The sequence below is a fragment of the Azonexus sp. IMCC34842 genome, assembly GCF_050368855.1.
Classification (GTDB): Bacteria; Pseudomonadota; Gammaproteobacteria; order Burkholderiales; family Rhodocyclaceae; genus Azonexus; species Azonexus denitrificans_A.
This window is the reverse complement of sequence record NZ_CP178449.1, coordinates 3400202-3419749: the sequence shown is the minus strand read 5'-3', so window position 1 is coordinate 3419749 and position 19548 is coordinate 3400202. Positions and strand designations below refer to the sequence as shown.

At 64.1% G+C, this 19548-nt stretch carries 17 protein-coding genes; 10 read left to right on the top strand and 7 right to left on the bottom strand.

The features are described 5' to 3' along the window. Positions 1–1383 (bottom strand): ribulose-bisphosphate carboxylase, encoded by a 1383-nt coding sequence (locus ACLIKD_RS16165; RefSeq protein ID WP_428825858.1) that lies wholly within the window; start codon positions 1381–1383, stop codon positions 1–3. Positions 1384–1546: 163 nt separating this feature from the next. Here ACLIKD_RS16165 and ACLIKD_RS16160 point away from each other — a divergent pair, with 163 nt between their 5' ends. Beyond that, positions 1547–3169, top strand: coding sequence for a diguanylate cyclase domain-containing protein (locus tag ACLIKD_RS16160; protein WP_428825857.1), 1623 nt, complete (start codon positions 1547–1549; stop codon positions 3167–3169). Here ACLIKD_RS16160 and ACLIKD_RS16155 read toward each other — a convergent pair. After that, positions 3166–4143, bottom strand: coding sequence for a transcriptional regulator GcvA (locus ACLIKD_RS16155; protein ID WP_428825856.1), 978 nt, complete (start codon positions 4141–4143; stop codon positions 3166–3168). The genes ACLIKD_RS16160 and ACLIKD_RS16155 overlap by 4 nt on opposite strands. Positions 4144–4260: 117 nt before the next feature. Here ACLIKD_RS16155 and ACLIKD_RS16150 point away from each other — a divergent pair, with 117 nt between their 5' ends. The 3 genes from ACLIKD_RS16150 (at position 4261) to ACLIKD_RS16140 (ending at position 7060) form a co-directional block, all read left to right on the top strand. Continuing rightward, the gene (locus ACLIKD_RS16150) at positions 4261–4500 is read left to right on the top strand and encodes a hypothetical protein (RefSeq protein WP_226417267.1); all 240 of its coding nucleotides are present in this window, start codon (positions 4261–4263) and stop codon (positions 4498–4500) included. 123 nt (positions 4501–4623) lie between these two features. After that, positions 4624–6144 carry an acetyl-CoA hydrolase/transferase family protein gene (locus ACLIKD_RS16145; RefSeq protein ID WP_428825855.1) on the top strand — a complete coding sequence of 507 codons (1521 nt, stop codon included), beginning with the start codon at positions 4624–4626 and terminating at the stop codon, positions 6142–6144. Between the two features lie 4 nt (positions 6145–6148). Continuing rightward, complete coding sequence (locus ACLIKD_RS16140; protein WP_428825854.1) at positions 6149–7060, top strand: bestrophin family protein; 912 nt, start codon at positions 6149–6151, stop codon at positions 7058–7060. On the opposite strand, the gene ACLIKD_RS16135 is transcribed toward ACLIKD_RS16140, so the two are convergent. Beyond that, the gene (locus tag ACLIKD_RS16135) at positions 7057–7770 is read right to left on the bottom strand and encodes an HAD family hydrolase (RefSeq protein WP_428825853.1); all 714 of its coding nucleotides are present in this window, start codon (positions 7768–7770) and stop codon (positions 7057–7059) included. The genes ACLIKD_RS16140 and ACLIKD_RS16135 overlap by 4 nt on opposite strands. Positions 7771–7950: 180 nt before the next feature. Between ACLIKD_RS16135 and ACLIKD_RS16130 the strand changes: the two genes are divergently transcribed. The 6 genes from ACLIKD_RS16130 to ACLIKD_RS16105 all read left to right on the top strand — a co-directional run bounded on the left by ACLIKD_RS16130 (position 7951) and on the right by ACLIKD_RS16105 (position 15804). Next, positions 7951–9024 carry a class 1 fructose-bisphosphatase gene (locus tag ACLIKD_RS16130; protein WP_428825852.1) on the top strand — a complete coding sequence of 358 codons (1074 nt, stop codon included), beginning with the start codon at positions 7951–7953 and terminating at the stop codon, positions 9022–9024. A gap of 23 nt (positions 9025–9047) precedes the next feature. Then, a complete protein-coding gene (locus ACLIKD_RS16125; protein ID WP_226471674.1) occupies positions 9048–9920 on the top strand; it encodes a phosphoribulokinase in 873 nt (290 codons plus the stop codon). A 23-nt stretch (positions 9921–9943) separates the two neighbouring features. Further along, the gene (tkt, locus tag ACLIKD_RS16120) at positions 9944–11980 is read left to right on the top strand and encodes a transketolase (protein WP_428825851.1); all 2037 of its coding nucleotides are present in this window, start codon (positions 9944–9946) and stop codon (positions 11978–11980) included. Positions 11981–12021: 41 nt separating this feature from the next. Beyond that, a complete protein-coding gene (gene gap / locus ACLIKD_RS16115; protein WP_226471672.1) occupies positions 12022–13029 on the top strand; it encodes a type I glyceraldehyde-3-phosphate dehydrogenase in 1008 nt (335 codons plus the stop codon). 129 nt (positions 13030–13158) lie between these two features. Continuing rightward, positions 13159–14196, top strand: coding sequence for a class II fructose-bisphosphate aldolase (gene fba, locus ACLIKD_RS16110; RefSeq protein ID WP_428825850.1), 1038 nt, complete (start codon positions 13159–13161; stop codon positions 14194–14196). Positions 14197–14439: 243 nt separating this feature from the next. Then, the gene (locus ACLIKD_RS16105) at positions 14440–15804 is read left to right on the top strand and encodes a cytochrome B6 (protein ID WP_428825849.1); all 1365 of its coding nucleotides are present in this window, start codon (positions 14440–14442) and stop codon (positions 15802–15804) included. Between the two features lie 53 nt (positions 15805–15857). On the opposite strand, the gene pssA is transcribed toward ACLIKD_RS16105, so the two are convergent. From pssA to ACLIKD_RS16085, 4 genes are all read right to left on the bottom strand, one after another. After that, positions 15858–16451, bottom strand: a complete 594-nt coding sequence (pssA, locus tag ACLIKD_RS16100) for a CDP-diacylglycerol--serine O-phosphatidyltransferase (protein WP_428825848.1) — start codon at positions 16449–16451, stop codon at positions 15858–15860. A gap of 138 nt (positions 16452–16589) precedes the next feature. After that, positions 16590–17654 (bottom strand): class II fructose-bisphosphate aldolase, encoded by a 1065-nt coding sequence (fba, locus tag ACLIKD_RS16095; protein WP_428825847.1) that lies wholly within the window; start codon positions 17652–17654, stop codon positions 16590–16592. A 49-nt stretch (positions 17655–17703) separates the two neighbouring features. Beyond that, positions 17704–19137: a pyruvate kinase gene (gene pyk, locus ACLIKD_RS16090; RefSeq protein WP_428825846.1), complete on the bottom strand. Its 1434-nt coding sequence runs from the start codon at positions 19135–19137 to the stop codon at positions 17704–17706. A gap of 23 nt (positions 19138–19160) precedes the next feature. After that, positions 19161–19514 (bottom strand): four helix bundle protein, encoded by a 354-nt coding sequence (locus ACLIKD_RS16085; RefSeq protein ID WP_428825845.1) that lies wholly within the window; start codon positions 19512–19514, stop codon positions 19161–19163. Between the last annotated feature and the right edge of the window lie 34 nt (positions 19515–19548).

Below are 19548 nucleotides of genomic sequence, written 5' to 3'. Positions count from 1 at the left end.
TTATCGGCAGTGGGCGGCCAGCTTGTCGCGCCAGCCCGGGTAGATCTGGTCGGCGTCCTGTGGGAAGGAGGCGAAGGCGCGGGCGAATTCCCGATGCTCCTTGGCCCATTCGATCGGGTCGGCCCCGGCTTTCCAGCATTCGTAGGCCTGGCGCAGCGAGCGGGCGCCGGCCGCCGGGCTGTCGAGGTGGCCGTAGGCGCCGCCGCCGGCCGTGTTGATGACGTTGCCGTGGCCGAGGTTGGCGAAGAAGCCGGGCAGGCGCAGCGCGTTCATGCCGCCGGAAATGATTGGCGTGGTCGGCCGCATGCCGTGCCACTTCTGGAAGTAGGCCGGCCCCTGGTATTCCTCGCGCTCGATGATGTAGGCGATGGCGCGGTCGTCCTTGCCGCCTTCCATCTTGCCGTAGCCCATGGTGCCGACGTGGATGCCGGAAGCGCCTTGCAGGCGACTCATCTTGGCCAGCACGTAGGCGGTGTAGCCGCGCTTGGCGGAGGGCGAGGTGACGGCGCCGTGGCCGGCCCGGTGGTAGTGCAGGTACTGGCGCGAGAAATAGCGGCGGGCGGTGGTGACCATGCCCGGGCCGCCGACGTAGCCATCGACCAGAAAGGCCACCTTGTCGGCATCCGGGCCGAAAGTTTCGAGGATGAATTCGCCGCGGGCGATCATCTCGGCATGGTCGTCGGCCGTGATGTTGGCAGAGAACAGCTTGGCCTCGCCGGTTTCGTCCATCGCCCGCTTCATCGCGTCATAGACCAGCGGGATGGTCTGGCGCAGCGGCGAAAAGACCTGGTTGCCCTGCGGCTCGTCGTTCTTGATGAAGTCGCCGCCCAGCCAGAACTGGTAGGCGGCCTTGGCGAACGGCTCGGGGCGCAAGCCGAGCTTGGGCTTGATGATGGTGCCGGCGATGTAGCCGCCGTTTTCGACCGGCCGGCCGAGGATGCGCCAGAGGTTGCTGATGTCGACGGAGGGCCCGTCGAACAGTTCGATGGCCCGGCGCGGCACGTAAAAGTCGTACATCTTGGCGTGCTCGATGTCGCCCATGCCCTGGTTGTTGCCGATGGTCAGCGTCAGGAAGGAGACCATCATCATCCGGCCGTCGATGATGTTGCGGTCGAACAGGTCGAGCGGGTAGGCGATGCGCATTTCCTCACTGGCCTCGTCGATCAGATAGACCAACGCATCGACGCCCTTGGTGAAGTCGTCGGTGGTGCAGACCTCGACATTGGTGCCGGTCGACGATTCGGCGGCGAAGTGGGCGGCAGCCTCGAGGTAGCCGTGGCCGGCCTTCGGCTTCATCTTGTAGGCACACAGAATGTGGCGGCCCCCGGCGATCAGGTCTTCTTCCTTCAGGCTGAGGTCGGCGTAGCGGTTTGACTGGTCCATCGTCTTGTCTCCTTTGGGGGTGCGGAAGGCGTGCTGCGATGGACTGAATGCTAGGAGCTTCAATAGATAAACAACAGTCAGATGTTTTTATCCGATCGATAAGCCTTTGCTGATTAATTGGCCGGCACGGCATTTCCCCGGCGCATTCGGTATCATCGTCGCCATGAATTTTCGCCGTATTGCCAACAGCATCGTCACCCGCCTGCTCCTGCTCGGCATCGTCATCGTTCTGGCCGGTGTCGTGGCGCGCTATACGCTGCTCGGCGCCTATCTGCGCGAAGATGTCGAGAAGGTCGTTTCGGCTCAACAGCTGGCTCTGGCCACTTACGTCGCGCACGATATCGACTACAAGATTCGCGAACGGCAGGCGATGCTCAAGCAACTGGCCAAGGTCCTGCCGGCGCACCTGTTGCATCGCCCCGAGGAACTCCGGGCGTGGCTCGGCGAGCGCCACGAATGGCAGCCGCTGTTTTCGCAAGGTCTGTTCGTCGTCGATCCGAGCGGCCTGGTGTTGGGCGATTATCCACGGCGGCCCGAGCGGGTCGGGATGAGTTATCGCGATCGCGACTACGTGCGCGAGGCCCTGGCCGGCAAGGCAGCAGTCGGTCGGCCGGTGGTCGGCCGGGTGACCAAGGAGCCGGTACTGCCGCTTGCCGTGCCGGTCAGGAAGCCGAATGGCGAAGTTCAGGCAGTGTTGGTCGGCATCACGGCCATTGGCGCCCCGGGTTTCCTCGACCTGTTGCAGCAGAGCCGGATCGGTGAAAGCGGCGGTTTCCTGCTGGTCTCGCCGCGCGACCAGTTGTTCGTCGCCGCCAGCGATCCCGCTATGGTCCTCCAGGCGACGCCGCCGCCCGGCGTTAACCCGTTGCACGACCGGGCCATGGGCGGCTATCGAGGGCACGGCGTGACGACCAATGCGCGGGGCGTCGAAGAAGTGTCGGCGATGGCTTCGGTCGCCAGCACCGGCTGGTTCGTGGTGGCCCGCCTGCCGACCGCCGAAGCCTTTGCCCTGGTCAAGCATGTCCAGAATTTCGTGCTGCGGCATGCCGCCACGTCCATCGCCTTCTTCCTGCTGGTGGCGACCGGCAGTCTGCTCGCCGTTTTTCGGCCATTGTTCCGGGCGGCCGACCATGCCGACAAAATGACGCGCGGCGAGTTGCCGCTCGAACCGCTTCCGGTGGCCCGGGCCGACGAGGTCGGCCATCTGACGGAAGCCTTCAACCGGCTGCTGGTCAAACTGCAGGCGACCCAGGCCGAATTTGCCCGCATGGCGCATCACGACACCCTGACCGGTCTGCCGAATCGGGCACTGCTCTGCGACCGGATTCAGCAGGTGTTGCGCCGCGCGCATCGCAACGACACCCGGTTCTCCGTCCTTTTCCTCGATCTCGACGGCTTCAAGGCGATCAACGACGCCCTCGGCCACGAAGCGGGCGATCTGGCCCTGGTCCAGGTGGCGCAGCGCCTGCAGGCGAGCATCCGGGAGACCGATACGCTGGCCCGGGTGGGCGGCGACGAATTCGTCATCGTGGTCGGCGATCTCGGGGCCGAGCCGGGCTATGTCGAAGAATCGGCCAAGGCCGTCGCCACCAAATGCATCAAGGCGATCGACCAGCCATTCCATCTGCGCGGCCAGGAATGCTCACTCGGCCTGTCGGTGGGGATCGCGCTCGGCGATGGGCGAAGCGATGCCGACGACCTGATGTCCTTGGCCGACCACGCCATGTACCAGGCCAAACAGGCGGGACGCGGGCGCTATGTGATGGCCGGCGCCGCGGCCGACTAAGCGTTCCCGGGGCGGCGCGCCGCCGGCCGGTTTACCTGCCGTCCTTCGGCCTGCAGCCAGTCGCTGAAGGCGGCCACCGAGGGGCGGCTGGCCATTGCTTCGGACATCACCAGGTAGTAGGCGTAGGGCGACGGGATGGTTAGCGCAAAAGGCATCAACAAGCGCCCGGCGGCGACCTCGGCCTCGACCAGCGGCGACAGGGCGAGCGCGACGCCCTGGCCATCGAGCGCCGCTTCGACGGCGAGCACCGCATTCGAGAAACGCGGGCCGCGCCGGGCGTCCACGCCGGGCACGCCGGCCGTGTTCAGCCATTGCGCCCAGTCGGGCTGGCGGCCTTCGTCGCCGATCGTTTCGTCGTGGATCAGCACATGGCGGGCGAGGTCGGCCGGACTGTCGAGCGGCTTGTCCGGCGTCGGCAGGCGGGGACTGCACACCGGTACGCAATTCGGGGCGAAGATCTTTTCGACGCGCAGGCCGGGGTAGTTGCCGGTGCCGTAGCGGATGGCGACTTCGCTGGTCGCCGTCCGCGGGTCGGTCTGCCGCTCGACGAAGAGCATCGTTTCGCCGTGCCGATCGACCGTGTCGGCGCTGCTCGACAGGCGGAGCGCAATGCCCGGATGGCTGGCCGCGAAGCGCGGCAGGCGCGGGACCAGCCAGCGTGAAGCGAAGGAGGGCGGGGCATTGACGGTGAGCGGGCCATCGTCGCCCTGGCGCGAACTTTCGATGGCCGCCGCCAGGCAGTCGAAACCTTCCCGTATCTTCGGCAGCATGGCCATGCCCTGCGGCGTCAGTTCGATGGCACGGGTCAGGCGGCGAAACAGGCTGAGGTCGAGGTAGCTTTCGAGCAGCTTGATCTGCTGGCTGATGGCGGCCGGGGTGACGTGCAGCTCTTCCGCCGCCTTCTTGAAACTGAGGTGGCGGGCGGCGGCTTCGAAGGCACGCAGGGCGGGCAGAGGGGGAAGTCGATAGCTCATGGATGACGATTAAGTTTTATTTATCCATCGCATCATAAAGTGTCGTTTGCCGACCGGCAATCGGCGTTTTATCGTACCGCCCCTGAGCTTTTCCACCCCCCCAAAGGATGCATTACCATGAAACACGCCCTGTTCGCTGCCGCTCTCCTTTCTCTCGCCCTGACCGCCTGTGGCCAGAAGGACGCAGCGGTAGCGGCACCGGAAGCCGCCCCGGTGGCCGCTCCGGCCCCTGCTCCGGAAGCCGCTCCGGCTCCGGCCCCTGCTGCCGCCAGCGAAGCTGCCCCGGTTGATGCGGCTGCCCCGGCCGCCGCCGATGCGTCGAAGCCGGCTGCCGAAGCCGATCTGAAGCAGCGCTGAGCGCCTGCGTTTTACCTTATTGCGTCAATCTCCCCCTGACGATCATGCGCCCTTGAAGTATTGGGCTTGAGCCCGCCTTGTGCGGGCTTTTTTTTACTTTCTTTCCCAGGATCACTACAGACCATGCAGACCTCGAATGGATCATCCCGTATCCAGTGCGCCAAACTGCGCAGCAAGGTAATGTCGGCCGAAGAGGCCGCCAACCTGATTCCGTCCGGCGTCAATGTCGGCATGAGCGGTTTTACCGGTGCCGGCTACCCGAAGTTGGTGCCGTCGGCCCTGGCCAAACGTATCATGGACGCCAATCTGTATGGCAAGAAATTCAAGATCGGCGTGTGGACCGGCGCCTCGACCGCGCCCGACCTGGACGGCGCGCTGGCCATGGTCGATGGCGTCGAGATGCGGCTGCCCTACCAGTCGGACCCGACCTGCCGCAAACGGATCAATGCCGGCGAGATGGAATACATCGACATTCACCTGTCGCATGTCGCGCAGTTTGTCTGGTCCGGCTTTCTCGGCAAGCTCGACATTGCCGTGGTCGAAGTGGCCGGGGTTCTGGAAGACGGCCGGCTGATCCCCTCGTCGTCGGTCGGCAACAACAAGACCTGGCTGGATCAGGCCGACAAGATCATCCTGGAAGTGAATTCCTGGCAAAACCCCGAGCTGGAGGGGATGCACGACATTTATTACGGCACCCAGCTGCCGCCGCACCGCAAGCCGATTCCGCTGGTCCGCACCCAGGACCGGATCGGCGAACCGTATCTGCGCTGCGACCCGAACAAGGTCATCGCCGTCGTCGAAACCAACAGCCCGGATCGCAATTCGGCGTTCTCGGCCCCCGATGAAAACTCCCGCAAGATCGCCGGCCACATCCTCGAATTCTTCGAGCACGAGGTCAAGAAAGGCCGCCTGCCGGTCGACCTGCTGCCGCTGCAGTCGGGCGTCGGCAACATCGCCAATGCCGTGATGGCCGGCCTCAACCAGGGCCCGTTCGAGAACCTGACGGCCTATACCGAAGTGCTGCAGGACGGCATGCTGGAGATGATCAAGTCCGGCAAACTGACCTGCGCCTCGGCCACCGCCTTCTCGCTGAGCTCGGGCGCCCTGGCCGAACTGAATACCGACCTGGCGCGCTACAAGAACAACATCATCCTGCGGCCGCAGGAAATCTCGAACCACCCGGAAATCATCCGCCGGCTCGGGGTCATTGCGATGAACGGCATGATCGAGGCCGACATCTACGGCAACGTCAATTCGACCCACATCATGGGCACCAAGATCATGAACGGCATCGGCGGCTCCGGCGACTTCGCCCGCAACGCCTATCTGTCGATGTTCATGACGCCGTCGCAAGCCAAGGGCGGGGAGATCTCCTGCATCGTGCCGATGGCTTCGCACGTCGATCACACCGAACACGATGTCCAGATCCTGGTCACCGAACAGGGCCTGGCCGACCTGCGCGGCCTCTCGCCGAAGCAACGCGCCAAGGCGATCATCGAGAACTGCGCCCACCCGCACTTCAAGCCGGCGCTGACCGACTATTACAAGCGCGCCCTCGATCATTCGCCGGGCAAGCAAACGCCGCATCTGCTCGAGGAAGCCCTGAGCTGGCACCTGCGTTACCTGCGCCAAGGGGCAATGTAAGCCGATGATCGTCCGCCCGCGGCCGCACTGGTTCTACCTGCTCTTCGTGCGGCGCGGCTCGCTGGTCCACCTGATCCTGGCCCAGCAGATCTTTGTCTTCACCGTTGCCTGCGCCGTGGTGGCGGCGCACGGCCAGTTGCTGCACTGGAAGGTGCCGCTGACGGCCAGCCCGTTTTCGCTGATCGGGGTGGCCCTGGCGATCTTTCTCGGCTTTCGCATCAACGCCAGCTATGACCGTTACTGGGAAGCCCGCAAGCAGTGGGGGACGGTCCTCGTCGAAGTCCGCAATCTGGCCCGCAAGGCGCTGACCTGCGCCGGCCCGGCCGACCAGGCCCGGCCGTTCATCCTCGGCCTGATCGCCTTCGCCACCGTGCTGCGCAACCAGTTGCGCGACGATCCCCGCGAACGCGGACTGGCCGGGCTGTTGCCGGCGGAGGTCGTCGGCCAGGTCGTGCCGGCGCGCGGCGGGGCCAACCTGATCCTTCTCTGGCTGGCCCAATGGCTGCGGGCCAGGCGGCAAACCGGCGACCTCCAGCCGATCCTCGGCCAAAGCATGGAGCAGGGGCTCGACGCCCTGTCGGGGGCGCTCGGCGGCTGCGAGCGCATCGCCAATACGCCGCTGCCCTTCACCTACTCGGTGATCCTGCATCGTTCGTCCTACCTCTACTGCCTGCTGCTGCCCTTTGGCCTGGTCGATGCGATCGGTCTGATGACGCCGCTCATCGTCACCTTCGTCTCCTATACTTTCTTCGCGCTGGAGGCGCTGAGCGACGAGATCGAAGACCCCTTCGGTCGCATGCCCAACGACCTGGCGCTCGATGCCATCGTCGCCGGCATCGATGCCAGCCTGCGCGAAATGCTCGGCGAAACTCCGCCGCCGGCCCCGCTGCCCGACCAGAACTTCGTCCTCAGCTAAAGGCCGCTGGCAGCCTGGTCAAGCTCGGCCAGCGATAGCCCGCCGAGATGCGGCACGACCCGCCGGGCGCCGGCAAAATCCTGCCCGGCAGTGTATTCGCTGACTGTCACCACGCTGGCCAGCCCGGCACCCAGTGCGGCACGCAAGCCGTTGGCCGAATCCTCTATGGCCAGGCAGGCGGCGGCCGGCAGCCGCAGTCTTTCCAATACCCACAAATAGATGTCCGGGGCCGGTTTCTTGGCCGGCACGACATCGCCGGCCCCGATCACGGCGAACCAGCCGGCGGCATCCGGGCCGAGGCTGGCGCGGAGCAGGGCGTCCACGTTGGCGGCCGAAGTGGTGGTGGCGATCGCCAGGCGGATACCGGCTTGCCGGGCCTCGTCGATCAGGCGGGCGACGCCGGGCCGCAGCGCCACGCCGCCCTGGTCGACCAGCCCGACGTAATGGGCCGTCTTGGCGGCGTGCACCTGGTGGACCAGCCGGTCGAAATCGGGCCGGGCGGCGACGGCCGGGGCGCAGTGCTCGGCGAAGTGGCGGATGCGTTCCTTCCCGCCGGTGATGTCGAGCAGGCGGCCGTACAACACCTCGTCCCAGTGCCAGTTCAGGCCGCATTCGGTAAAAGCCCGGTTGAAGGCCGGGCGATGGCCGTCACGCTCGGTTTCGGCGAGCGTCCCGTCGACGTCGAAAATGATCGCTTGCAGTGGGTTCATGGCGAGCAACGATAACCAGGGAAGAGCGCCGGCTCCAGTCAGAAATAGTTAAGTCGGACTTAAGCGTATTACGCATTAAGTAAGTGCTTATCGCGATGGTAAAAAATACTGACTATTGCTTAACTAACTATGGTCTTATCTTTGCAGGCATCGCGGTAAGGAAACCTGACAGGAGCCATCATGCAATTCGGACGAACCACGCTTTCCAAATTCGTCATCGAGCAAACGCGGCTGCAGCATGGCGAACTCGGTGCGCTGCTCATCGACGTCGCGGCCGCGGTCAAAACCATCTCGGCGATGGTTGCCAAGGGCGCGCTGAGCGGCAATCACGGCGCCCTCGACAGCACCAACATCCAGGGCGAGGTGCAGAAGAAGCTCGACGTGCTGACCAACGAGGCGATCCTGCGTCATTGCGAGTGGGGCGGCCAGCTGGCCGGCATGGCCTCGGAGGAGATGGACGATCCCTACCGGATCCCGGCCGAATATCCGCGCGGCCGCTACCTGCTGGTTTTCGACCCGCTTGACGGTTCGTCGAACAGTGACGTCAATGTCTCGGTCGGCACCATTTTCTCGATTTTTACCCGACCCGCTGCCGGCGATGCCGAACTGGCCGACTATCTGCGTCCCGGCCAGCAACAGGTGGCGGCCGGTTACGCCATCTACGGCCCGGCGACGATGATGGTCCTGACCCTCGGCAACGGCACGCACGGCTTCACGCTGGACCGCGAAAACGGCAATTTCATCCTCACCCATCCCGATATCCGGGTGCCGGAAGATACCCGCGAGTTCGCCATCAACACCTCCAACGAGCGCTTCTGGGAGCCGCCGGTGCAGCGTTACGTCAGCGAATGCAAGGCCGGCCAGACCGGCGTGCGCGGCGTCGATTTCAACATGCGCTGGATCGCCTCGATGGTTGCTGAAGTGCATCGCATCCTGATCCGCGGCGGCATCTTCATGTACCCGAAGGACAGCAAGGACCCGGCCAAGCCGGGCCGCCTCCGCCTGCTCTACGAAGCCAACCCGATGGCGATGCTGATCGAGCAGGCCGGCGGCGCGGCGAGTACCGGCCGCCAGCGCATTCTCGAGGTGCAACCGGAGGCGTTGCATCAACGCGTGCCGGTCATCCTCGGGTCGAAAAATGAAGTGGAACGTTTGGCGCGTTATCACGTCGAATATGACGATGGCAGCGACCGCCCCTTCGTCTCGCCGCTGTTCGCCGAACGTTCGCTGTTCCGCGACGAAACGCGTATCTGATTTCACAGTTAAGGGAGAGAGGCATGTCCGTCAAGCATCCGATCATTGCCATCACCGGCTCGTCCGGGGCAGGTACCAGTACGGTGATGCAAAGTTTTCAGCACATCTTTCGCCGCGAAGGCCTGAAAGCGCTAATTGTCGAGGGCGATTCCTTCCATCGCTACGACCGCATCGCGATGCGGGCGACGATGAAGGAGCAGGAGGAACTGGGCAATCGCAATTTCAGCCACTTCGGGCCGGAAGCCAATCTGCTCGACGATCTGCAGCGGCTTTTCGTCAGCTACGGCCAGAGCGGCGGCGGCAAGGTCCGCAAATACCTGCACGATGCCGGCGAAGCCGAGCCGTTCGGCCAGCCGCCGGGCACCTTCACGCCCTGGCAGGAGATCAGCGAAGCGACCGACCTGCTGTTCTACGAAGGCCTGCACGGCGCCTATGCCGATGCGCAGGTCGACATCGCCAAGCAGGTCGATCTCTGCGTCGGCGTCGTGCCGACCATCAACCTCGAGTGGATCCAGAAGCTGCACCGCGACCAGAAGATGCGCGGCTATACGCAGGAGGCGGTGACCGACACCATCCTGCGCCGCATGCCGGATTACGTCAGCCATCTCTGTCCGCAGTTCTCGCGCACCCACGTCAATTTCCAGCGGGTGCCGATCGTCGATACCTCCAACCCTTTCATCGCCCGCGACATCCCGACGGCCGACGAAAGCATGGTGGTAATCCGCTTCGCCAACCCCAAGGGCATCGACTTCCAGTACCTGCTGGGCATCCTGCATGGTTCGATGCTGACCCGCCCGAACACGCTGGTCGTGCCCGGCGGCAAGATGGGTCTGGCCATGCAGATGATCTTCACGCCGATGGTGCTGCGCCTGATCGACCAGAAGCGCCGTGCCTGATCTGAATAACAAGGAGAGAGACCATGAGTGAAAGCATTCCCCGCCGCAAACTGGCCAATGCCGTCCGCTTCCTGGCGGTGGACGCCGTCGAGAAGGCCAAGTCCGGCCATCCGGGCGCCCCGATGGGCCTGGCCGACATCGCCGAAGTGCTGTGGCGGCATCACCTGAAACACAACCCCGGCAACCCGCAATGGGCCGACCGCGACCGTTTCGTGCTGTCGAACGGCCACGCCTCGATGCTGCTCTATGCGCTGCTCCACCTGACCGGCTATTCGCTCAGTCTCGATGATCTGCGCAATTTCCGGCAGCTCGGCAGCAAGACCCCGGGCCATCCCGAATCCGGCCTGACGCCGGGCGTCGAAACGACCACCGGGCCGCTCGGCCAGGGCCTGGCCAACGCGGTCGGCATGGCGCTCAGCGAAAAGCTGCTGGCGCAACAATTCAACCGCCCCGGCTACCCGGTGGTCGACCACCGGACCTGGGCTTTCGTCGGCGACGGCTGCCTGATGGAAGGGATCAGCCACGAAGTCAGCTCGCTCGCCGGCGTCTGGGGGCTGGACAAGCTGGTCTGCTTCTACGACGACAACGGAATTTCGATCGACGGTCATGTCAAAGGCTGGTTCCGCGACGACACGGCGGCCCGCTTCCGGGCCTATGGCTGGAATGTCATCGGGCCGATCGACGGACACGAAGCGAGCGCCGTCGAGGATGCCGTGGTTGCGGCCAAGGTCGGCAACGGCAAGCCGACGATGATCATCTGTCGCACCACCATCGGCTGGGGTTCGCCAGCCAAGGCCGGGTCGCACGATGTCCATGGGGCGCCGCTCGGCGAGGCCGAAAGCGCCGCCACCCGGCTGGCCCTGGACTGGCCGTACGGCCCCTTCGAGGTGCCGGAGAACATCCGTCAGGCCTGGGATGGCCGGGCCGCCGGTGGCGTTGCCGAAGGCAGCTGGAGCGATATGCTCGCCCGTTATCGGGCCGATTTCCCCGAGCTGGCCGGCGATTTCGAACGGCGCATGCAGGGTGGCCTGCCGGCCAACTGGGCCGATATACGGCGCCAGCTGCTAGCCCAGGCCGGCGAGCGCAAAGGCAGCGTGGCGACCCGCAAGTCGTCGCAGAACTGTCTCGACCTGCTGGTCGAGCGGGTCCCCGAACTGCTCGGCGGTTCGGCCGACCTGACCGGCTCCAACCTGACCGCCGGCAAGACCAGCCGGCCCTGGCACAGTACGCCGGCCGACCAGGTGCCCAACTACCTTTCGTATGGCGTGCGCGAATTCGGCATGGCGGCGATCATGAACGGCGTCGCCCAGCATCGCGGCCTGCTGCCGTATGGCGGCACCTTCGCGGTGTTCTCCGATTATTCGCGCAACGCGATCCGCATGAGCGCGCTGATGAAAAAGCGCGTCGTCCATGTGCTGACCCACGATTCGATCGGCCTCGGCGAAGATGGTCCGACCCATCAGCCGATCGAACACGCCAGCAGCCTGCGCCTGATTCCCGGCCTCGACGTCTGGCGGCCGTGCGATGAACTGGAAACGGCGGTCGCCTGGGCGCTTGCCCTGGAGCGCCAGGACGGTCCGTCGGCGCTCATGTTGTCGCGCCAGAACCTGCCGCAGTACAGCGCCGCCAGCGGCACGACCGACGACATCCGGCGCGGCGGCTACATCCTTTCCGAAGTCGACGGCCCGTTGCAGGCGCTGATCATCGCCACCGGCTCCGAAGTGGCCCTGGCCATGCAGGCGCAGGCGGCCCTCAAGGCGCAAGGGGTGGCCGTCCGCGTCGTCTCGATGCCGTGCACGCGGCGCTTCGACCAGCAACCAGCGACCTGGAAGAAACATGTGCTGCCCAGCGACGTCTGTCGCGTCGCGGTCGAGGCCGGGCATCCCGACCTGTGGCGCAAGTACGTCGGGCTCGACGGCGAGGTGCTGGGTCTCGAGACCTTCGGCGAATCCGCTCCGGCCCCGGCGCTCTACGAACACTTCGGTCTGACGGTGGGCAATCTGGTGCAGACTGTGTTGCGCACCATTGCCAGTTCCGGCGCCAACGACGGCGACGTTTAAGCGGTATCCACAGCTATTCATCAAGAATCAGGAGAATACCCATGACTATTCGCGTGGCAATCAACGGCTTTGGCCGGATCGGCAGGATGGTCCTGCGCGCCGTCGCCAGGGAGGCGGAGTTTTCGGACATTGAGATCGTCGGCATCAACGACCTGCTGGCGCCGGATTACCTGGCCTACCTGCTGAAGTTCGATTCGGTACACGGCAATTTCCCCGGCGAGATCAGCCTCGACGGCAGCAATCTGCAGGTCAGCGGCCACGCGATCCGGCTCAGCGCGGTCAAGGATCCGGCCGAACTGAAATGGGACGAGATCGGGGCCGATCTGGTGATCGAAGCGACCGGCCTCTTCCTGACCCAGGAAAGCTGCGCCAAGCACCTTGCGGCGGGGGCGAAAAAGGTCATCCAGTCGGCGCCCGGCAAGGACGACACGCCGATGTTCGTGTACGGCGTCAATCATCAAAAGTATGCCGGCCAGGCCATCGTCTCGGCCGCTTCCTGCACCACCAACTGTCTGGCGCCGGTGGCCAAGGTGCTGCACGACAATTTCGGCATCAAGCGCGGCCTGATGAGCACCGTGCATGCCGCGACGGCTACCCAGAAAACGGTCGATGGTCCATCCGCCAAGGACTGGCGCGGCGGCCGCGGCATTCTCGAAAACATCATTCCGTCCTCGACCGGCGCCGCCAAGGCGGTCGGCAAGGTCATTCCGGAACTCGACAAGAAGCTGACCGGCATGGCCTTCCGCGTGCCGACTTCCGATGTTTCGGTGGTCGACCTGACCGTCGAACTGGAAAAGCCGGCCTCCTATGAGGAAATCTGCCAGGCCATGCGGGCGGCCGCGACGGCCGGGCCGCTCAAGGGCGTTCTCGGCTATACCGACGAGAAAGTGGTATCGACCGATTTCCGCGGCTGCCGCACGCCGTCGATCTTCGATGCCGGTGCCGGCATCGCGCTCGACCCGACCTTCGTCAAGGTGGTCGCCTGGTACGACAACGAGTACGGCTACACCTGCAACATGCTGCGTTTCCTGCAGTACGCCGCCCGCTAGGCAATAGTTTCCCCGGCCGCTTGGCTGGCCGGGGGCGGTGGCGCTTTCCCCTTGTTTATCGCTGGCTGGCCGTTTCGCCGATTCAGGCGGGGGGCGGCTGCACGCCTGATTTTCTGAAAGGTTCTTCCGATGGCACTGATTTCCCTGCGGCAACTGCTCGATCACGCCGCCGAACACGGCTACGGCCTGCCCGCCTTCAATGTCAACAACATGGAGCAGATCCAGGCCATCATGCAGGCCGCCGAGGCCTGCGCCAGCCCGGTCATCCTGCAGGCCTCGGCCGGGGCGCGCAAGTACGCCGGCGAGCCCTTCCTGCGCAAGCTGGTCGAGGCCGCCATCGAGCAATATCCGGACATTCCGGTCTGTCTGCACCAGGACCATGGTACTTCGCCGGCCGTCTGCCAGCAGTCGATGCGCAGCGGCTTTTCCAGCGTGATGATGGACGGCTCGCTGGGGACCGATGGCAAGACGCCGACCAGCTATGCCTACAACGTCGAGGTCACCGCCCGCGTCGTCGACATGGCCCATGTCATCGGCGTTTCGGTGGAAGGCGAACTGGGTTGCCTCGGTTCGCTGGAAACCGGCGAAGCGGGCGAGGAAGACGGCATCGGCGCGGCCGGCAAGCTCGACCACGCGCAGCTGTTGACCGACCCCGACGAGGCCGCCGACTTTGTCGCCCGGACCGGCGTCGACGCGCTGGCCATCGCCATCGGCACCAGCCACGGCGCCTACAAGTTCAGCCGGCCGCCGACCGGCGACATCCTCGCCATCGACCGGATCAAGGCCATCCATGCACGCATTCCGGGCACCCATCTGGTGATGCACGGCTCATCATCAGTGCCGCAGGAATGGCTGGAAGTGATCCGCCGCCATGGCGGGGAGATCAAGGAAACCTATGGCGTGCCGGTCGAGGAGATCGTCCAGGGTATCAGGCATGGCGTGCGCAAGGTCAATATCGACACCGACATCCGGCTGGCGATGACCGGCGCCATGCGTCAGGCGATGGCCGAGAAACCCGACGAGTTCGACCCGCGGGCCTTCCTCAAGGCCGCCGTCGCCGCCGCCCGCGGCATCTGTCAAATGCGCTTCGATGCCTTCGGCAGCGCCGGCCAGGCCAGCCGCATCAAGCCCGTTCCGCTGGAAAGAATGGCCAACGCCTATCGCTGAGCAACCGGGTTTCACTCTGCTGTACCTTGCGTCTTTGGCCCCGAAGTTTGGGGCCTCTTTTTTGCCCGGCAAAGGAAGCGGAAATCATGTTTATGTGCGGCTACGTACAGAATGATTTTTCGCGAGCGCCTAGCATACTGTTACGTCGTCGCGTTGTCAGTCCTGCGGTGCACTTGTCGATCGGCTGTCGCGATCCGCCTGATTCATGAAGATGAAGCTCCACCAATTCACAAGGAGTCCGTCATGTCAGTTAGCGTTTTGATCCGTTCCCTTTTCGCCGTACTACCCGTTGCTCTCTTTGTTTCTTTCATGCCGGCCGCGTCGGCGGCAGACGAAGATTTCGCGGCGCTGGTGAAGCGCCTGCAAGCGGAGAAACCCAAGTTTTCGACACGACAGCAGGGATTGCTCGCCCAGCGCTACGACCTGGCCGACCGAAGAGCGGCCGGAACCACCATGTCGCGCGGCAAGCCGGTGCAGGAAGGCGTGCGTGTCAAATTGCCGGCCGGCATGACCTGGGACCGGCTGGCCGCGCTGTCGCCGGAGCAGATCAAGGAACGGCAGCTCTGGCCGGCGGGGTTTCTTCCCTTGCCGCATCCGCACCACGAGGCGGGCGGGATGATCTTCCCGAAGTTCCTGATCGATGAAACGAAGAAGCAGACCGATCGCGATCTGACCCGCTTCGACCTCGATTTCGATCTGCCGGATCATTTGTTGCCGGAATTTCCGGCCGCGATCTTTCTGACGACGCGCCCGGATCTGGGCGACGTCTCGCAAGGCAAACTGGTGACCCTGACCAATTTCCACGAATTGTTCAAGGACATCCTCAATCCCAAGCAGCTTGAAGGCTTGCGGCTGCTGGTCACGCCCTTCCCGCAGCAGCAGTTCAATGCGACCGACGACCGGCGCAGCGTGAAAGCCAGCCAGGGGGTCGCCTGTCTCGATTGTCACGCCAACGGCCATACCAATGCGTCGACCCACACGGTAGGCGATATCCGGCCGAACGAGCATCGGCACCGGATCGACACGCCATCGCTGCGCGGCGTCAACATCCAGCGCCTGTTCGGTTCGCAGCGGGCACTGAAGACGGTCGAGGACTTTACCGAATTCGAGCAGCGCGCCGCCTATTTCGACGGCATTCCGGCCGACGCGGCACGCAAGGGCACCAACGTCCTCGAACGCGGCAGCCAGGTGCATTTCATGGCCGAATTCCAGGAACTGCTCGATTTCCCGCCGGCGCCCAAGCTCAATGTCTTCGGCAAGCTCAATCCGGCCAAGGCGAGCGAGAGCGAAATGCGCGGCCAGGAAGTCTTCTTCGGCAAGGGCCAGTGCGCCAGCTGCCATACGCCGCCGTACTACACCGACAACCAGATGCATAACCTGAAGGTCGAGCGCTTCTTCAAGGAGGTGACGATCAATGGTCGCAAGGCGTCGGCCGACGGTCCGATCAAGACCTTCCCGCTGCGCGGCATCAAGGACTCGCCGCCCTACTTGCACGACGACCGCCTGCTGACGCTGGAGGACACCGTTGAATTCTTCAATCTGGTGCTGGAATTGAAACTCAGCGAACAGGAGAAGAAGGATCTGGTGGCCTTCATGCGGGTGCTCTAGGCGTCACCGCCAGTGCTGGCCGGCGTCGGGAAAACCCGGCGCCCGGCCCGCATTCACGGCTTGGGAAGCCGCAGCCGGCTGATCATCAGCGAGCCGGAGAGCGCGAAAGTCAGGACGAAGGGATGGAAGGTGAAGCCGGCCAGCTTGAGTTCGCCGAACCACAGGGTCTCCCGGACGGCGCCGGTCGAGGCGGCAGCAAACAGCAGGCCGACGATCAGCAGCGATGTCGGTATCGGCGTGCCTTCGAAGTACTTGACCTTGTCGCCGCCACCAGAAAGCTCTTCGGCGGTGACGTTGTAGCGGGCCAGCCGGGAGACGCCGCAGGCGACGAAATAGCACAGGATGATGCGGTCGTACAGGCCGTTCATGCCCAATGCGTAGCCCATGATGGCCGGGGCGACGCCGAAGGAGATGACGTCGGCGAGCGAGTCGAGTTCCCGGCCCATCGCCGAGGTTTTTTGCCGCCAGCGGGCGATCCGGCCATCCAGTACATCGAATATCAGGGCCGCCAGCAGCAGGCCGCAGGCAAAGTAGATGTGCCGGATATCGCCGAGCTGCAGGTAGCTCATCGTCGAAAACAGCGCGCCGATACCGCTGATGGCGTTGCCGAGCGTGAACCAGTCGGCCAGATGGAATTCGCGAATCATTGAAAAGGGCTTCGGTTTGCCAGGGGCGGTCATTTGGGGGCCTAAATGAAGTGATTTCTGCGTATTTTTCGGGATGCCCGGCGCCAAAAAGCGAAAGCCGCCCGTGGGCGGCTGTCGTCATTCGGCGTTGGCGAAGGCTTACTTGACGATCTGGTTCAGTTCGCCCTTGGCATAACGTTCGGCCATTTTTTCCAGCGAAATCGGCTTGATCTGGCTGGCACGACCGGCGCAGCCGAAGGCTTCGTAGCGGGCCAGACAGATTTTCTTGGCGGCTTCGCGAGCCGGCTTCAGGTAGTCGCGCGGGTCGAACTTGCCGGGATTCTCGAACAGGTAGCGGCGCACGGCACCGGTCATCGCCAGGCGGATGTCGGTGTCGATATTGACCTTGCGCACGCCGTGGGCGATGCCCTTGACGATTTCCTCGACCGGCACGCCATAGGTTTCCTTCATGTCGCCGCCGAATTCGCGGATTTCGGCGAGCAGTTCCTGCGGCACGCTGGAGGAGCCGTGCATCACCAGGTGGGTGTTCGGGATGCGGGCGTGGATTTCCTTGATGCGGTCGATGGCCAGGATGTCACCGGTCGGCCGCTTGGTGAACTTGTAGGCGCCGTGACTGGTGCCGATGGCGATGGCCAGCGCGTCGCAGTTGGTCTGCTTGACGAAGTCGGCGGCCTGGTCCGGGTCGGTCAGCAGCTGTTCGCGGGTCATGTGACCGTCGGCGCCGTGGCCGTCTTCCTTGTCGCCCTTCATGGTTTCCAGCGAACCGAGCACACCCAGTTCGGCTTCGACGGAAACGCCGATGGCGTGGGCGAACTTGACCGTTTCACGGGAGACGGCGACGTTGTATTCGTAGGAGGAAGTGGTCTTGCCGTCGGCTTCCAGCGAGCCGTCCATCATCACCGAGGTGAAGCCGGAGCGGATGGCGCCCATGCAGACGGCCGGGCTTTGCCCGTGGTCCTGGTGCATGACGATGGGCAGGTGCGGGTAGGCTTCCAGCGCAGCGAGGATCTGGTGACGCAGGAAGGGCTCGCCGGCGTACTTGCGGGCGCCGGCCGAGGCCTGCATGATGACTGGGGCGTCGATCTCGCTGGCGGCTTCGCAGATGGCCCAGACCTGTTCCATGTTATTGACGTTGAAAGCGGGCAGACCGTAGCCATTTTCGGCGGCATGGTCGAGTAGTTGGCGCATGGATACGAGTGGCATGGGAACTCCTGTTCGATAACGTGTTGGTTTAACTTCTTATTCTATACGGCTAGCCGGCCTGATGCTCGCCGACGCGGACAATCTTCAGGGTATTGGTGCCGCCGGTCGAACCGATCGGCTCGCCGATGGTCAGGGCGATCAGGTCGCCCTTGGTTACGACACCGCGATCGATCAGGAGTTGCTCGGCTTCGGCCAGCAACAGGTCGCGGTCGGTATGCTGCTGCATCATCGGCAGCGGGCAGACGCCGCGGTAGAGCACCATGTGGCCGACCGATTCGGCATCCGGGGTGAGCGCGTAAATCGGCACGCCGCAATTCAGGCGGCTCATCCACAGCGCGGTCGAGCCGGACTGGGTCAGTGCAGCGATGGCCTTGACCTTGAGGTGATGTGCCGTCCAGATGGCGGCCATGGCAATCGACTGGTCGATGCGGGTGAACACCCGGTCGAGGAATTCGCGGTCGAGTGTCACTTCGGCCGAGCGTTCGGCCTCGACGCAGATGCGTGCCATCGACTCGACGGTTTCCACCGGGTACTGGCCGGCGGCGGTCTCGGCCGAGAGCATCACGGCATCGGTGCCGTCGAGCACGGCATTGGCCACGTCGGAGACTTCGGCGCGGGTCGGCACCGGCGAGAGGATCATCGATTCCATCATCTGGGTGGCGGTGATGGTCAGCTTGTTCTTGTCGCGCGCCATGCGGATCATCTTCTTTTGCAGCGCCGGTACCGTGGCGTCGCCGACTTCGACCGCCAGATCGCCGCGCGCCACCATGATGCCGTCCGAAGCGTCGAGGATTTCCGCCAGATTGGTGATCGCTTCGACCCGCTCAATCTTGGCGATCAGCACGGCGCTGCTGCCGGCGGCGCGCAGCAACTGGCGGGCCATGTACATGTCGGAAGCGCTTTTCGGGAAGGAGACGGCGACGAAATCGACGCCGATCAGCGCTGCCGTCTTGATGTCGTCCATGTCCTTGGCGGTCAGCGCTGGCGCCGTCAGGCCACCGCCCTGGCGGTTGATGCCCTTGTTGTTGGAGAGCACGCCGCCGACCAGCACGCGGGTGTGAATCTCGTGACCGCGCACGGCGCCGACCTGGAGCTTCAGGCGGCCATCGTCGAGCAGCAGGATGTCGCCGTTCACCACGTCTTTCGGCAGATCCTTGTAGTCGAGACCGACGCGCTCCTGGTTGCCGAGCGGGCATTGGGCGTCGAGGATGAAGCTTTCGCCGACGACCAGCGTGATCTTGTTGTCGGCAAACTTGCCAACGCGAATTTTCGGGCCTTGCAGGTCACCGAGGATGCCGATCGTCCGGCCGAACTTGGCGGCCGCGGCACGAATGCCGGCGGCGCGCGCCTGGTGGTCTTCGGCCGTGCCGTGCGAAAAATTCATCCGGACGACATCGACGCCGGCCTGCACCATGCGTTCCAGAACCTCCGGTGTCGACGAGGCGGGGCCGAGGGTGGCAACGATTTTTGTATGGCGCAGCATATTTAGGATCCAGGAGTTAGATATTAGTTCTTAGTAAGCGAGGATTTCAGGCCGGTCAACATGCGACCGATTTCGTCTGAGCTCGCGAGCAGAGTGAGTGAGAGATCTTGGGCGCAGTAGCCCAGTCGCTCTGCCAGCATGAGCTGGGTTTCCACTTCTGCGAGCGACCCTGCTGCAATCGATAAGTGATTGATGAAAGCCCCAGAACTCTTCCGAGCATGACCTTCCGCAATGTTGCTCGGGATCGAGACGGCGGCGCGCTGAATTTGCGAAGCCAAGCCAAATTTCTCAGTGGCTGGAAATGTTTGGCTCAGGCGATAAATTTCGACCACCAAATCCATCGCCTTCTGCCAAACAATCAGATCACGGTAACGCACGGCCTACTCGATCCTAGGCAACTTGATCCTCGAT